General features: G+C 49.3%; 20 protein-coding genes and 1 pseudogene. 20 read left to right on the top strand and 1 reads right to left on the bottom strand.

Annotated elements, in window-relative coordinates; translation table 11 throughout:
- Positions 1-128 precede the first annotated feature (128 nt).
- From KYJ26_RS16820 to KYJ26_RS16785, 8 genes are all read left to right on the top strand, one after another.
- Positions 129-851 carry a PhoH family protein gene (locus KYJ26_RS16820; RefSeq protein ID WP_219168521.1) on the top strand — a complete coding sequence of 241 codons (723 nt, stop codon included), beginning with the start codon at positions 129-131 and terminating at the stop codon, positions 849-851.
- A gap of 35 nt (positions 852-886) precedes the next feature.
- On the top strand, positions 887-1,090 hold the full coding sequence (locus KYJ26_RS16815) for a hypothetical protein (RefSeq protein WP_219168520.1): 204 nt from the start codon (positions 887-889) through the stop codon (positions 1,088-1,090).
- A gap of 51 nt (positions 1,091-1,141) precedes the next feature.
- Complete coding sequence (locus tag KYJ26_RS16810; protein ID WP_219168519.1) at positions 1,142-1,765, top strand: DUF4230 domain-containing protein; 624 nt, start codon at positions 1,142-1,144, stop codon at positions 1,763-1,765.
- Between the two features lie 134 nt (positions 1,766-1,899).
- Positions 1,900-2,223, top strand: coding sequence for a nucleoside triphosphate pyrophosphohydrolase family protein (locus KYJ26_RS16805; RefSeq protein WP_219168518.1), 324 nt, complete (start codon positions 1,900-1,902; stop codon positions 2,221-2,223).
- Positions 2,223-3,032 carry a thymidylate synthase gene (locus KYJ26_RS16800; protein WP_219168517.1) on the top strand — a complete coding sequence of 270 codons (810 nt, stop codon included), beginning with the start codon at positions 2,223-2,225 and terminating at the stop codon, positions 3,030-3,032. The genes KYJ26_RS16805 and KYJ26_RS16800 overlap by 1 nt, the downstream gene beginning before the upstream one ends.
- Before the next feature lies 1 nt (position 3,033).
- Positions 3,034-3,711, top strand: a complete 678-nt coding sequence (locus KYJ26_RS16795; RefSeq protein WP_219168516.1) for a hypothetical protein — start codon at positions 3,034-3,036, stop codon at positions 3,709-3,711.
- Between the two features lies 1 nt (position 3,712).
- A complete protein-coding gene (locus KYJ26_RS16790) occupies positions 3,713-4,171 on the top strand; it encodes a nucleotide modification associated domain-containing protein (RefSeq protein ID WP_219168515.1) in 459 nt (152 codons plus the stop codon).
- 39 nt (positions 4,172-4,210) lie between these two features.
- Entirely contained in the window at positions 4,211-4,378 is a 168-nt protein-coding gene (locus KYJ26_RS16785; protein WP_219168514.1) for a hypothetical protein, read from the top strand.
- An 89-nt stretch (positions 4,379-4,467) separates the two neighbouring features.
- Here KYJ26_RS16785 and KYJ26_RS16780 read toward each other — a convergent pair whose 3' ends face one another.
- The gene (locus tag KYJ26_RS16780) at positions 4,468-4,878 is read right to left on the bottom strand and encodes a hypothetical protein (RefSeq protein ID WP_219168513.1); all 411 of its coding nucleotides are present in this window, start codon (positions 4,876-4,878) and stop codon (positions 4,468-4,470) included.
- A 243-nt stretch (positions 4,879-5,121) separates the two neighbouring features.
- Here KYJ26_RS16780 and dcm point away from each other — a divergent pair, with 243 nt between their 5' ends.
- The 12 genes and pseudogenes from dcm (at position 5,122) to KYJ26_RS16725 (ending at position 14,980) form a co-directional block, all read left to right on the top strand.
- Positions 5,122-6,363: a DNA (cytosine-5-)-methyltransferase gene (dcm, locus tag KYJ26_RS16775; protein WP_219168626.1), complete on the top strand. Its 1,242-nt coding sequence runs from the start codon at positions 5,122-5,124 to the stop codon at positions 6,361-6,363.
- Positions 6,363-6,569: a hypothetical protein gene (locus tag KYJ26_RS16770; protein ID WP_219168512.1), complete on the top strand. Its 207-nt coding sequence runs from the start codon at positions 6,363-6,365 to the stop codon at positions 6,567-6,569. The genes dcm and KYJ26_RS16770 overlap by 1 nt, the downstream gene beginning before the upstream one ends.
- Positions 6,570-6,698: 129 nt before the next feature.
- Complete coding sequence (locus KYJ26_RS16765) at positions 6,699-6,953, top strand: hypothetical protein (protein WP_219168511.1); 255 nt, start codon at positions 6,699-6,701, stop codon at positions 6,951-6,953.
- A pseudogene (locus tag KYJ26_RS24390) lies at positions 6,940-7,251 on the top strand (sigma factor-like helix-turn-helix DNA-binding protein); the annotation flags it as partial. The gene KYJ26_RS16765 and the pseudogene KYJ26_RS24390, both read left to right, overlap by 14 nt.
- A 60-nt stretch (positions 7,252-7,311) precedes the next feature.
- Positions 7,312-7,695 (top strand): hypothetical protein, encoded by a 384-nt coding sequence (locus tag KYJ26_RS24040; protein WP_257475092.1) that lies wholly within the window; start codon positions 7,312-7,314, stop codon positions 7,693-7,695.
- Between the two features lie 2 nt (positions 7,696-7,697).
- Positions 7,698-8,282, top strand: a complete 585-nt coding sequence (locus tag KYJ26_RS16755; protein WP_219168509.1) for a GIY-YIG nuclease family protein — start codon at positions 7,698-7,700, stop codon at positions 8,280-8,282.
- Positions 8,283-8,714: 432 nt separating this feature from the next.
- Entirely contained in the window at positions 8,715-9,239 is a 525-nt protein-coding gene (locus KYJ26_RS16750; RefSeq protein ID WP_257475090.1) for a hypothetical protein, read from the top strand.
- Between the two features lie 271 nt (positions 9,240-9,510).
- A complete protein-coding gene (locus KYJ26_RS16745) occupies positions 9,511-9,897 on the top strand; it encodes a phBC6A51 family helix-turn-helix protein (RefSeq protein ID WP_219168507.1) in 387 nt (128 codons plus the stop codon).
- A 691-nt stretch (positions 9,898-10,588) separates the two neighbouring features.
- Entirely contained in the window at positions 10,589-12,409 is a 1,821-nt protein-coding gene (gene terL / locus KYJ26_RS16740; RefSeq protein ID WP_219168506.1) for a phage terminase large subunit, read from the top strand.
- Positions 12,410-12,430: 21 nt separating this feature from the next.
- Positions 12,431-13,990, top strand: a complete 1,560-nt coding sequence (locus KYJ26_RS16735; protein ID WP_219168505.1) for a phage portal protein — start codon at positions 12,431-12,433, stop codon at positions 13,988-13,990.
- Positions 13,991-14,012: 22 nt separating this feature from the next.
- Positions 14,013-14,588, top strand: coding sequence for a hypothetical protein (locus KYJ26_RS16730; protein ID WP_219168504.1), 576 nt, complete (start codon positions 14,013-14,015; stop codon positions 14,586-14,588).
- A gap of 32 nt (positions 14,589-14,620) precedes the next feature.
- Positions 14,621-14,980, top strand: a complete 360-nt coding sequence (locus tag KYJ26_RS16725; RefSeq protein ID WP_219168503.1) for a hypothetical protein — start codon at positions 14,621-14,623, stop codon at positions 14,978-14,980.
- Positions 14,981-14,989: the final 9 nt, after the last annotated feature.

Genomic DNA, 14,989 nt, shown 5'->3' with positions numbered 1-14,989 from the left:
GCAACGAATTTGTGCGGAAACACTCGCAACTGCATATTATCGAGTAGGAACAGCGGAGGCCCTCCTGGCGGAAACGTCGGCGCGGGGCTTCCGCAAACTTATAGCTAAATTAACGGAGGTGCAAGTCGATGGCATTTTTCGGAATCACCGCAAAGAACGCCGAACAAAAAGCGGCAATGCAGGCGCTACTCAACGACAAGCCATTCACGTTCTTAACCGGACCGGCAGGCAGCGGGAAAACTCTCGTAGCACAAGCGGTCGGCCTCGAGCGAACAATCGAACGCCAACTCTACCGCAAGCTCATCTACACGCGACTACAAACGCAGGTCGGCATGGACGTCGGGGCTCTGCCTGGTAATCTGGACGAAAAGACTTATCCGTTCATCGCACCGTTCATGGATAACCTCGAAGTAATGAGCGACAAGGCAAACGAAATCAAGCGATACCTGACCGAAGGCGACGAGGATAAGCGCAAGGTATTCTTCGATCCGATTCAGATGATTCGCGGACGCTCGCTCAATTATACGTATGCGATATTCGATGAGATTCAAAACGTCGACATCGGCACGTTTGCAGCGCTCGCCACTCGCCCAGGCAAGACGGCTAAATTCGTATTCATGGGCAACTTTTCGCAGATTGATGCGCCGAGGCTGCGGAGCACGAAGACGAACGGGTTATATAACCTACTCGCCGGACTATACGAGAAGGAAGCGTTCGAGCACTTCGATCATATTAACCTGACGGAAACACATCGCCATCCGGTTGTCGAGATTGTCGAGGAGATTCTGCGAAATAACGAAATGCCGGAAGAATTTGCGGAGTTAGAAGCGCGAGGTAATGTTAGCGAATAGTCGACACATGTAGTGACATAAGGAGGCAGAAGAAATTGGCTGATAAAATGAATGAAAAAATGATAGAAGTTGCTAACGAAGCGTTAGAAAAGTGTGATGAATATTTTCACGAATACGCTAAAGAACACAGTAAAAAAGGATATGTGTGGCTAAAGAATGACGAAACAGGTCAATTAATGGTCTACACCAGAGGTGAATACGCAGAGCAAATTATAGAACTTCTGTCTACTTTGAAGTAGTGAACACTTCGATGATACACCGCAACACCAGCCGAAAGGAGGAACAACGCAATGAACAGACGAAAACGCACGGAACGCACCCGAACGCTCAAGCGCACTGCCTTAACGTTCACCCTAGGCGTAGCCATCACCGCCGGCGTCCTAACGTTCTACCAATCGCCTGCATCACCCGAAGCCACCACGAAACTCGCACCGGTCCAGGCGAAAGAGCTCGTCGACAAACGCGCCATCATCAGCGCCCTGTCAGAAACACCAGAAATCGTGGGGCTAACCGGCGACATCTCGAAAACCGTCCGCCTGCAAGACGACAAGTGGTTCGGCGACAAAACGTATGAGCTCACGCTCGATGGCACGTTCAAGCTTGGCGTCAGCACAAAGGACGTCGACATCACCGTCAAAGGAAATACCGTTGTTGTTCGCTTCCCTGATCCGCACATTATCGCCGTCGACCTTCCGTTTGACAAGGCGGCCATCAAGAAGGACGTCGGGCTGATGCGCAAGGACTTGAGCGAATCGGAACTACAATCACTATATGGTCAGGCGAGGAAGCAGGCGGTCGCTGACGTGAAGGTTAACGTTAAGGCGCGAGAGAAGGCGGAGGACAGCGTGGAGCATGCGCTGGAAGATTTAATCGAAAGGATGCCGGCGGTTGAGTCGGTGATATTCGTTGATTAATTATCGGAAGGAGATACGTAAATGGAACCGTTAGACTTAATGATCGAAATTGAGCGTTATATGTCCACGAAAGGGTTATCGCATAGTGATTTAATTACAGATTTAATCGAAGCATTAGCAGAGGAGGAAACGGAATGAAACTAAACGAATACCAGGCGCTCAGCGCACGCACTGCAAACACACACGCAAATGAGGAAGTTAACTATGCGCTAGGACTTACCGGAGAAGCGGGCGAATATGCCGACATGATTAAGAAGCAGTATTTTCACGGACACGCCGATCAGCTTACGGAAAAGAAGAAGGAGCTTGGCGACATCTTGTGGTACGTATCGCAATCGGCTAGGGCTGCCGGCTTATCGCTCGAAGAAATTGCGGTTGCTAATATCGATAAACTCCGCAAGCGGTATCCGGAAGGGTTCAGCGAAGAGGCGAGTATTAATCGCAAGGAGGACGAATAATGGCTGACGCACAATACCTCGAATTAGTTCGACACATACTCGCAAATGGCGTCGAGAAAGGCGACCGTACCGGAACAGGCACGCTAAGCACATTCGGCTATCAGATGCGATTCGACTTGGCGAAAGGGTTTCCGCTATTAACAACTAAGCGCATTCACTGGCCGAGCGTGGCGCATGAGCTTCTGTGGTTCCTTAGTGGCGATACTAACACGAAATACCTGACGGACAATGGCGTGCGAATTTGGAACGAATGGGCTGACAAGGACGGAGACTTAGGACGTATCTACTCTGCGCAGTGGAGAGACTGGCGATACGAGGACGATCACGCAGTACACTCAATAGACCAAATCGCCAACGTAATCGATCATATTCGCAACAATCCGGACAGCAGACGCTTGCTAGTCAACGCCTGGAATGTCGGAGAGCTCGACGAAATGGCTTTACCGCCTTGCCACTTCGCGTTTCAATTTTACGTAGCAAACGGAAAGCTATCGTGCCAACTGTATCAACGCTCGGGCGACGTATTCCTCGGTGTTCCGTTTAATATCGCCAGCTACTCGCTCCTGACGCACATGATCGCACATGTGACCGGCTTAGAGGTCGGCGAATTCGTGCATACGATTGGCGACGCACACATTTATACGAATCACATCGAGCAGGTAAACACGCAGTTACAACGTGAGCCTCGCCCGTTACCAACGCTCAATATCAAACGCCAAGTGACCGACATAGACGATTTTACCTTCGACGACTTCGAAATTATCGGCTACGATCCGCATCCGGCGATTAAAGGAAAGGTGGCGATTTAATATGACAAACGAAAATTCAACGCTAGTCCACGAAGGCGTCACTTCGATAAACGGAACTTTGTTTCGCAAGGTCAACCGGAAAGCAAGCGTAGGTGAGAAGGTGTTGATTACGGAGTTAGGTTCCCACGTTTATTCAGTCGGTGATGTGACGGAAATTGAAAAGGTAGAGTCCGGAAATAAAGGGCAAACGCGGAGAGGTTCGTCAAGATTCGGTTGGTTATTCGAAAGTGAGTACGTAGTCCTCGAGCCAATCGTCGATGAAGAAACGCTCACTCTTACCGAAGCCGACGTCCGCAACAATTCGCGCCAGGTGATAGACCTTATCGCCAATTTAGCCCGCCGACTCACGCTACTCGAAGGCGAACATCAGGCGTTAGGCGAGCGTTTAGACGCCGTTGACGATATTTTAACTGACCGCATCGACCGCCTAGCCTCCGCCAATGAGCAGGCGATAAGCACCGTAGCACGCAACGTTGAGACATGGGCGCAAGAATTCGAGAACTTCAAACATTCGCCGGCACCGTGGGCAACGCAGGAAGAAGTCGTTGATTTGGCGAAAAAGGTTGCCGACATTAACGAACGCACGCAGCCGTATCAGCAGGCGCATGAGTTGTTCGTGAAGATTGCCGGTGGAATGAACGGTCGAGATTTAACGGAAGAAGAACGGAGGGAATTGTAGGATGGCGAAAAGGATACGTGTTATTAAGGCGGAGCTGAGAAGTTATTGGTGCGCAGATCATATCGGTGAGGAATTCGAAGTAACAGGCGAAAGAGAAAATACTGATTACCGAGTTTTGCATAACGGCTCAGATACGGGTTATTTAGTCGATAAACGTGATTGTGAAATAGTCAGCGAATCACCATCAGACACTCAAGCGCAACGTATCGAATCAATCTGCAACGAAGTACGCGACTTACTCATCCGTAAGAATCACGACTACGGCGACAGTTTCTTGAAGCAGTTCGCAAAGTACGGAGTAATGTCCGGCATGATTCGCATGGACGATAAAATGCGGAGGCTGGAAACGTTGATCGGCGGAGAAGATGCGCAGGTGGCTGAATCGCTCGAAGATACAGTCGCAGACTTGGCAGGTTATGCGCTGTTGACGTTGGTGGAATTGCGAAAGTCAGCGAAATAGGCAATCGTCTGACGCACGGAGAAAAGGAGGGATTGCGGAATGGGAGAAAACGTTGAAGTAATCGAGTTTGTCGATAATTTAGAACGCTTGTGGAATGGCGGAGAGATGGTCGAAGTAAGTTACCGTATCGCTAGTCTTTATGCAGGCGGAGACTATTCGTTCATAATCGACGCGATGAGCGAATTTAAAAAGAGAATCGGTAAGTAATCGCAAAGAATGGCGGTAGAGAATCGGCTTAAACGTCGGCTCCCTATCGCCACAACTTATAACTACGTTCAGTCGTATGACCATCCGCCCTATTGAGCCGAAGCAGAGCGGAGGCGAAACGCATGCCAATCAGCGCCAGCCGAGTCGAGCTTGCCAACGTAATCAAACTTATACGGGCCCGACTTCTGCGACAGCCCAAACTTATCGAGCAGCGCCTTGCCCGACGTATAGCCTCGCTTGTCGACCTTCACTTGCGCGGCATTCACAACGCTTGTCACGGCGTCATGTTTCACGATACCGATCACGCGCTGAGCCAAGTCGATGCTGACGAAAATGTGCGCTGGGCGGCCGGCAATGCCGAGCTCGAGGCGGAGGGCTGACGAGAGGCTGAGACGGCCTTGCTTGTCGAGCGTGACCGCTTTGACGCCACGACGGCCGCCGAGGTCTTCGGACGTGAGCGGGGTGAGCGAAATTTTGTTGGGATCGATGTTTTGCGACATAAGACGACACACTCCGTTTCAAGCTAACGTAAAAGTTAGCGGTATTTATTTCTATTATACGCAAGACAAGCGAAAAGTAAACCGAAAAGAGGGCGAGATATGCAATTTATTTTGGATACGAAACCGAAGGATGCTTTCAGAACATACTTTGAGGTTTGTCCTACGCTGCAGGCAAACGATTACAAAGAACCTAAGATGGTAGTCGAAATTAATAACGAAAACAAAACGGAAGGAAGCGATGTAATGACGACGAATATTAACGAGGTAAACGAAATCCCATTTGAAGGCAAGCCGTTCACATACGTATCCCTGTTTTCCGGAATAGGCGGATTCGAACAGGCGCTAAACAAACTCGGAGGCACTTGCGTTATGGCTTCTGAAATTGATAAATTTGCGAATCAATCCTACGAGCTGCTTTACGGACACAAGACGGTTGGTGATATTACGAAGGTCGAGGCGGAAGATGTGCCGAATCATGACGTACTGGTGGGCGGATTCCCTTGCCAGGCGTTCTCAGTCGCAGGCAAGCGGTTAGGCTTCTCGGATACTCGCGGGACGTTGTTCTTCGAGATTGCGAGATTGGCGAAGGTCAAACGTCCGAAGGCGCTCCTGCTCGAAAACGTGAAAGGACTCGTCGGACACGATAAAGGTAAAACGCTCGATACGATCGTCACGACGCTTAACGACATCGGCTATACGGTCGACTTCAACGTACTCAACTCGAAATACTTCGGCGTTCCTCAGAATCGCGAACGGATCTTCATCATTGCGATGCGTGACGATTTGGTTAAGCCGGCTAAACGGGCGATTGAAGGTACGAACGTAGTGGCGAAAGGTAAACGCAGAATTGCGGATTTGCCTGGCGTGAAGACATTCAACTTTAACTGGCCGGAACAGACAGAGGTGACGACGCGCTTGAGAGACGTGTTGGAGCCCGTGGTGGATGAGCGGTACTACTTGAGCGAGGAGAAGACGGCGAAGTTAGTGACTCAATTACGAGTGAATAACGACCCACTCGCCGAGGATCAAATACGAGCTACTTTAACGCCTGATCGCGAAGAAAAACGCCAGCAAGGGCGAAGATTTAAAGAAAACGACGAGCCGGCTTTCACCCTTAACACACAGGATCGCCACGGAATCTTGGATTCACGAGAGTCGTTCGTAAAGTCTGTCGGAAACACTAACCCGTCTGGCAACGGAATGAATGGGAAGGTTTTTGATATTGAAGCCGGCTTATCACCGACTATTACCACGAACAAAGGAGAAGGTCTTCGGATAACTAGCGCTCCTCACTATCATATCCGTAAACTCACCCCGCTGGAATGTTTCCGCCTTCAAGGATTTCCGGACTCAGCTTACGAAACGCTATCGGCAAATGGCGTTAGTAACTCGCAACTCTATAAACAAGCCGGAAACGCGGTCACTGTAAACGTAATAGACGCGATAGGCAGTCGTCTGTTGCCGATGATCGGCGGTGAGGCTTAATGGAGGACGTTAGGGAGATTGACGGAAAGTTCTATATCGCGTTTGATTTACATCGCGAGTTGTATCAGGACTTATACGAGATTATGGCGTCGGATCACGAAGAGCTCACTGAGTTACGGAAAGAGGTCGTTCGTTTAAGGCGATTAGAACGTCGTCAGCAGAGGCGGTACGAAAAGCAGAAGGAGGAATCCGATGGGAACAAGTAAACGAGATCTACACGCAACGGAGCGCCAATTCGACGGCGCTTACGCACTCTCAACCGCATCAGGCGTCAAGCAGCTACTCGTCGACGTGCTATCGCACAGGGACCACGCATTTCGGAAAGGGGAGGCAAAATGACGGACTATAAAACGGAATTCAAGAACGCAGTCATTCGAATCGTTAGGCAGGATATCGAGGACGCATCAGTTAAAAACACGCTAGTCCAGGAGGTGACAGACGCTTACACTGCGGCAACAGGTGAGCGTCCGGATCCTCGGGAGTTAGACGAATTGGCTTCGTGGCTGATATTCGGTCGCAAAGGCTTGAGCCAGCGAAAGAAAATCGAAATTAAATCGTACGAGGAGGCGGAGAAGAATGGGCGCGTCTAAGCGAGATATGGGTAAGAACGAACGTCAATATAGCGAGAAATACCCGTACGAACCTAAAGGAGTACTGGCAGTACTAAAAGATTTCTATCGCCTGGATACTGCGACGTTCTTAAACGGAGATTACGATGCTGCTACTATCCTCGCTGACATAACGCGCGGGCTAAACAGCAACGATGTATTAACGCCTAAGCAACGGCAGTGTATAGCGTTATATTACTTCGCAAACTTAAAATTACGCGAGTGTGAAGCCGTTCTCAATATAGATGAGAGCGGCGTAAAACGACATATACGAGGAGGAATAAAACGACTGGCGGAATTTGTAAATAATCACACGGTATTTTCGAAAGGTGATCCGTATGTGAATTACGAAGAAACTGACGAACTTATGGCGTGGGTAAATCAAATCGGCAACGGAGAGGAAATAAGCGTACCGAACGATGCGGCCATCGTCGCAATCGCCAAGCGCTTTGCAACAGACGAATTAAAAGCGAGGGAGATGTTGCGCCAGTTTAGCGAAGGGTATGTCGAAGTAGTTGATGTAGACGACGGTAAGCCCGAATACACGTGCCTATCGGAGAGTCAGATGAAGTGGTCTGATCGCAGGGTTACGTACGTTGAGGAAGTGTATCCGCCTGGCGACGTATTAGGTTCTCAGAAGGTTGCTACGAGAGATGAAGAAGATAAGTACGGAGTAGAATACCGCCAGGATAGGCGAAAAATGTTCAAGGTAAGGGGGATTTGACGGTGATAAAAATCGAACCTCCTCATAAGACGGAAACAGTGGCCGTAAATAATTTCGAGGGCATTAGGGAGAATTTCGGAGGCGTATACGTATTTAAGGACAGATTTAATAACGTGCTTTACGTCGGTAAAACTAGGCGATTTAAGAAGAGGCTATCGGAGCATCTGCGAGGGTACGGGCGAAGCAAACTATTCTCGCAGCATATTTATACCGCCGACCTTTACACGCTCCGAGAGGAATACGATCGTGAAATCTACGAAACTTATATGATTGATCGCTTAAACCCGAAATATAATGTCGACAAAGTTTATCGGAAAGAAAACGAAATCGTGGCGGATATTAAAGAAAAAATCGACCGATTGGAAGCGCGCCAGTTTGAACTTGTAGAAGAATCGGATGAGATTATCGAAAACTTTAACCGCGATTACGACGAGGAGAGTGAAGATGACTACGAATGTTATGACGAGGACTACTTAGCGCTACTAAGGTTAGGGGAGGACTTGCGCGGAGTTGAGCGATTAGATGCGATAGAATCCGAAATGGGACGTATTCGGGCGAAAATCAACTATTACTACGGGAAATTATAAGGAAATAATGCCCTAAAATGCCGTTTTGTACACGTATAGGGTGAGAGAGGGAATTTTTACTGCCGGTCTAATCGCCGGCTTTTATTATTTACGAAGGTAAACGAACGAGTCGGGTATGCTCCGGCCAACCTTCCGCAATATCAAAACGGGAGGAATGAAATGGGTAGTTTACGAGTAGTCAATATCGAAACTGGCGAAGACCATTCGCCTGACTATACGTTACGGCATCGCAACCAGGACGCAGCTTTCCGCAATCTCAAGGAAGGTCGATCGGCTGACTTTACCGCCACAAACATGCGTAACCTACACGAAGTATACGACGTACTGACAACGGCTCAGTGCGGTTATCTGATGCGTCTACAATGTAGCGTAGGGTACGAAGGCGGTACGCTGGTTAACGTCGACAAGACGCCGATGAGTAAGCGCGACATGATGCACACGTTGCAGCTCGACCGTAAGCGCCAAACATTCTACGATTTCTTTCGTGCATGCGTCGAACACGACATTATTCGGGAACACAGCGACGGTACATTCGCAGTAAATGAGCGCTACCACTTCAAGGGAGCCTTCGACGACACCTACGTAGTCAAAACGTACACGGCGAAGATAAAGCGCGTATATCGCGAAGTGAAGGCCGCTGACATCGGTTTGATTTATCGCATGCTGCCGTTTGTGCATTACGACACGAACGCACTTTGCGCCAATCCATTCGAAGCGAATCCGAGCATGATCCGATGGTTCAGTCGGAAGGAGCTGGCAGATGCAATCGGAGTAGAGCCTGCGACATTGGGACGTAGGTTGCCGAATATGAAATTCGATGGAGAATACGTAGTGGCGAGAATCAAGGTCGGTAGTGAGCCGGAGAGGTATACGTTTAATCCTAGCGTGTTTTATCGCAGGAGTGTTGCGCCTGATAATACGTTGCAGGCGATGTTTAACGTTAAGAAGAAACGATAAGGAAATCCAAAACATTGCGCCTTCGCCTAACGGCTTTGGCGCCTTTATTATATTTATTTATATATTTATCGCAAATGGTTGAGTACGTTAGTACGAAACAGGCTTTGGTCACAAAGACTAAGAAATAATTTCACCCCTAAAAACGCTGAAACCGTTGGGGGAGTAAGGCTGAACCTTGTTTTTGGTTGTACGAATAAGGTCACACTTTTGGCGATTTTGTACGAATAAGGTCACACTTAGTACTTTAAAGTAGTAAAGGATGGTGAAATAAATGACTAAAAGGTTAAGCGAAAAGCAGTACGCAGCAGTCGCGCTATTATCCCAACCGAAACGAGCCGGACTCACATACGAAGAGGTTGCTGAAAAGGTAGGAATCGCTAGATCAACGTTACAGGAATGGCGTAAGGATGAAGCGTTTAATGACGAGATTAAGCGCCAGGTAATGCGTAATACACTCGATACTCTGCCGGAAGTAATGGCATCTATATCAGAACATATTATCAACGATGGTAATGCGGCCATGTTCCGTACGTTGCTACAAGCACACGGTATGCTGACGGATAAAGTAGAGGTCGAAAATAAGAACGCAGGTGGTACGGATGTAGACGCTATGAAGGCGGAAATAGAACGTATGAGGAAAGCGAGAGGTACCGATTAACGCATATTATAGAAGGAACACGGAATGCGTACGGTAATTGTCGGTAGTGTAGGTTGCGTTTTACCAGCCACGACCCTCCGACGCGTGACCCCTCGATCGCTTTGCCGCAGCCCACTGTATACCATCGCATGAATATACGTAGTCAACGTACTATAATAAACATTACGTAAACTAGGGCGTCCTCGAACCGTTGGTATGACTGCGTTGTGTATGGTCGCTTACTATCGCATATACGTAATTTTATACATTGGCGTTAAATCAACGTTTATTGAGGGTCGGAATTCATATACGAAGGGGTATCGACGAATATTCTTAATTGTATACAATTTTCGCACAATTAACTACAATTTACACCCCCCGGGGTACCTTTCGACAAATTCTGCGCACCAGGCGAATTTTAAGTCCGGATATAAAAATTTCACTTTGACTTTAGTTGAATAAAGGAGGCGTTACCTATCGTTACCTTAACGCTCACACAAGCATACGATGAAAATCTTCGCATGGACTTCGAAACTATTCTTGATAAACGTACTGTATCACCGAATGAAGTCGCAAATGTATTAGCCGAATATTCAGCGCATCCGAATAATTATGATCGGGGCGATTTAGTGGTTACGGTAGTTAGCCCGACTGATATTCGCGTAATGCTTTATAACGGATACATCGAATAATTTAAACGCAAGCCTACCGAATGCCTAACGGTGGGCTCTTTGCGTTACATACAAATTTTACGGAAGGAGGGCGCTGCCTTATCGCATGGCTAGACGGACGTTGGCTCGAATCAGCCGAACGCAAGCAACTCATCGACACATACACGGAATATCTCGACCTGCTAGACGCCACGCACGGCTCATTTGACGCCATGCCAGGCGACGTGCAGACGGACTACTACGAAAAAGCAGTAGAGCTCGAGCGCCTATCGCGGATTGATCGCTGCGAGGGCAACCTGCTCGAATTCGCCATCGAATACTTCGGCGTTAGAAATCCCGACAACGACGGCAACTGGGAAGGCTTCGACATTGCCGACGTCAGCCAAGCGCCCGAATTCCACACGGAAATCAGCGACATCATTAACCGGGTCAGCAACGTCGACACGAACGCCAAGGTAGCAGTCGCAGCGCCTCGTTCCCACGCCAAGTCGACCTATCTATCGAAAGCTTTTCCGATGCATGAGGTCGTTTATCGCCGGCGCCGTTATATCATTATTATATCAGAAACGCCGAGCGTATCAACCGCCAACATGGAATGGATTCGGAATCAGCTCAAATACAACGCCAAGCTTCGCGCTGACTTTGGCCCGTTATTATCGCCGAAGGATCAGTCGAACATCACCGACAAATCCGACGCCTTTATCGCGTGGAATCCAGACGGAGACAGACGCAAACAACTGACGCTAGTTGAGGCGGCTTCGACAGGGCAAGCGCTACGAGGCAGAAACTGGAATGGCTCACGTCCGGATTTACTGGTCCTGGACGATTTAGAAGACGCAAGACCAGGCGGTAATGCTTCGACGCCAGAACAACGCTCTAAGCTTCGCGATTGGTTCTCTCAGACGGTAATGCCGTTAGGGGATCCGAAGGGGTTGCGGACGGCTTTCGTATACATGGGGACGACCGTGCATCATTCGGCGCTCCTGATGAAAGTGCTCTACGAACGGTCCGACTTTGAGTCGCGTGTTTATCGGGCGATTATCGATTTCCCTGAGCGCGCTGACCTGTGGGAAGAAATGCGGACCATCTATATAGAACGCGAAAACAAAAACCGGCGCGACGATGCGCTTGCTTTCTACGAAGCGAACAAGGCGGAAATGCTGAAGGGCTCGCGCGTGTTATGGCCGGAAGTTCAGCCGTTGCTCAAGCTGATGATGTGGAAATGGGATAACTCGGCGAAAGCGTTCAACACGGAGTATATGAACAATCCGATCGACGAAGAGTCGATGATTTTCAATCCGGAAACATTCACGTATTACGACGATTCTATCGCCGACTTCCCGCACTCGCAGTTCACGATTACAATGGGCGTCGATTTTGCAATGGGCAAGCAACGCGGAGATTATTCTGCGATTACTGTTATCGCCAAGCACAAGGAAAGCGGAGCGATTTACGTGGTCGACTCGTACGGTGAGCGCATCAAGCCTGACGGATTTATTAAGGTAATCGTCGACAAGGTGCTGAAATACGAACCGGACGTAGTGGCGGCCGAAAGCCAAGCTGCGCAGGAATTCTTCGTAGATACGCTCATTAACGAATTATCGGCGGCAGGCTATCCGTCCTTTACTCGCGTGAAAAAGATTAATCAACGTTCGCGCAAGGAGATGCGGATTGAGGCGATGTTGCCCGAGATAGAAAACGGCACGATTCGGTTCAACCGTCGTCACTCGCTATTGCTCGAGCAATTCGAACGCTACGGGCAGTCTGAGCATGACGATACGATCGATAGTATGGAAATGGCAGTATCTGCTGCGAAAAGTGGCAACGTAGTTATCCGAACACTCACGAAACGCACACGCTAAAAAACGAAAGGAGGCGGTTAAATGGCAGATTTCAATTTAATGTCAGCGCCCGACATGGACGAATTACTTTTTTCGCCGTATCAGCAGGCGCTAGGCTACGAGACTCACGCAAGAATTCAGCGTCAACTTACAAACTACGCTTATTATCACGGCAATCAGCATCGTCACCCTGCGACGGGCCAACTCGTCAAGGCAAGCGAACTACCACGACCGGCCGGACTCGACTACGACCCTACTCGCTACGCCACGAACTACTTCAAGGCGTTCATTAAGCGCAAGGCCCGATGGCAGATGGGCGGTAAGCACGGCATAAGCGTTGCGCCTCATCAAATCGACGACGTACTCGAGGCGGCTAAGCCCGACTACACTCCGTCGCCAGCGCAAGCGAAGGAGAATCAACGCGCCGAATCCTATGAGCGCTTACTTTATCGCCTATGGGACGAAAACAAGATGCGCGAAAAGCTACTGCAGGCGGCACGTGACCGTCAAATCGCCGGAAGGGTTGGCGCCAAGATCGTGTTCAACCCAAACAGCGGAAAGTTGCGATGGGTATTTCGCCCTGACTCGGAAATCATTCCGGTCTATTCCGACGATGACTTCGAGGAGCTTGAGGCGGTTCATTTCGTTCGCTCGTTCGAGGAAGACGGCGAAGAGGTATTGCAGAAGCAGACGTTTTCGCTAGAGCAAGGCGAATGTTACCTCGAGGAAGCCGTTTACAATCACGGGCTCGAGCTACTTCGCACAATCACGCCGCGTCAGCCGATGGGGCTCAACTTCATTCCGGTAGTGTTGTTTCCGATTAATGAGCTTAGCGGCGAGGACGTCACCAACTCGGAAATCGACGACATGAAGGAGCAGACGCGAATCCTTAACGCCATGAATGAGGACGCAATAGACTCGCTGAAGTTCGAAATGTTCTCGATGACTGCGCTGATTAATGCGCCGGATGGGACGGCCGAGAAAATCGACATTGCGCCTGGTGCCGTTATTGAAATGCGAGGTACGCAGGACGGGCAGACCCCTGACGCAAAGAAAATCGAAGGTGGCTTTCGTTGGAAGGAAGCGTTCAAGGATCAATACGCGCGAGTTAAAGGCGCCCTGCACGAAATCACCAGCCTACCGCAAATCGTTCCGCAAGAGCTTAACTTCGGCGGACTGAACGGCGAGGCGTTGCACATACTGTTTCACGACATCATCCAAGAGACGGAAGAACACTGGCTATCGTGGGGGCCTCGCTTATCCGAGCTACATGAAAAGTCAATTCGTTATCTTCAAGCACGCACGAATCGTCCGGTATTCGCATACGACCGAGAAGTCGTTAAAAGCATAGGCGACGATTACCGAAACGAAATTAAATTCGTACTTCCTTTACCGGACAATCGCAAGGAGTTGGTCGAATTGCTAACGCTTGAAATGGGCGCAGGGCTTGAATCGCAAGCTGGCGCAATGAATCGTCTTGGCGTCGAAAACGCTCAGGCGAAGAAGAAGGAAATCGAGAACGAGGCGCGTGAACAACGTGCTGCGCAAGACCCGTATAACGAAGAATCACCGCAAGACCCGCAACAAAATCTCGTCGAGTAGACGTTAAATTGGAGGAAACGCAATGCCTAAATTTTTACCGTTAAACCTACAGTATTTTTCGCAAGAGGAGCCGGAGTCACAGCCGGAACCAGCAGATACGGAAACCCAGCCGTCTGAGGAGACGCAAAAACCCGATAACAAAATTCCGTATGATCGATTCAAGCAGAAAGTCGACGAGGCGAACGAGTTAAAGCGCCAACTAGCGGACTTTCAGAAACAACAGGAAGAGGCCGAGCGCAAGAAGCTCGAGCAGCAGAACGAATTCAAATCGCTATACGAGCAAACCCAAGCGGAACTCGAGCGATTGAAGACGGAAGCACAAACGGCAACAATCGAAAAAGTAAAAACTGACTTGCTCGTTCAAGCCGGCTATACGGGCGAGCAGTTAGATCGCGTACGCAAATATTTACACGGTACCGATGAAGATTCGCTGAAGGCGTCACTTGACGAAGTGAAAGCCGACATTCCGCCAAAGTCGAACGGAGTTGACCCAAGCGCTGGAAACACGCCTAAGCAACAACCGAAACAGAAAGATGCGGCGGATACCGGCCGAAGCCTTTATCAGCGATTAAAAGAAGCAGGTAAAATTCGTCGCTAAGCGGCGCTAATAAAAACTAGGAGGAAATCGAAATGGCATACAATTTACAAACTTCTCAAACGTCTTTCAAAGGCGGTAAAAACATTCTTGCGTCTGAGCACGTACAGTTTGTCGAAGCAGGCGTAACACTTAAAGGCGGAGAAGGCGCTCTACAATGCGGGCAAGCAATCGCTCGTGTGGCGGCTGACGGCAAATGGGTTAAATTCGTAGCGGCTAACGTTGCTAATTACGACGATTTCGGAATCTTAAACGTGGATGCAGACGCTACTACTTACGATGCAATCGTGGGCGAGGTTATTGTTCGCGGATCCGTTTATGACGCCAAACTAATCGGTGCAGCTACCGAGTTCAAGGCGAAAGTACCTAACATTAGATTCGTTAAACACGTGTAGGATTGCTTA

Origin of the sequence: Rossellomorea orangium, assembly GCF_019334305.1 — a bacterium.
Lineage (GTDB): Bacteria > Bacillota > Bacilli > Bacillales > Bacillaceae_B > Rossellomorea.
This window is presented reverse-complemented; position numbering and strand designations above follow the sequence as displayed.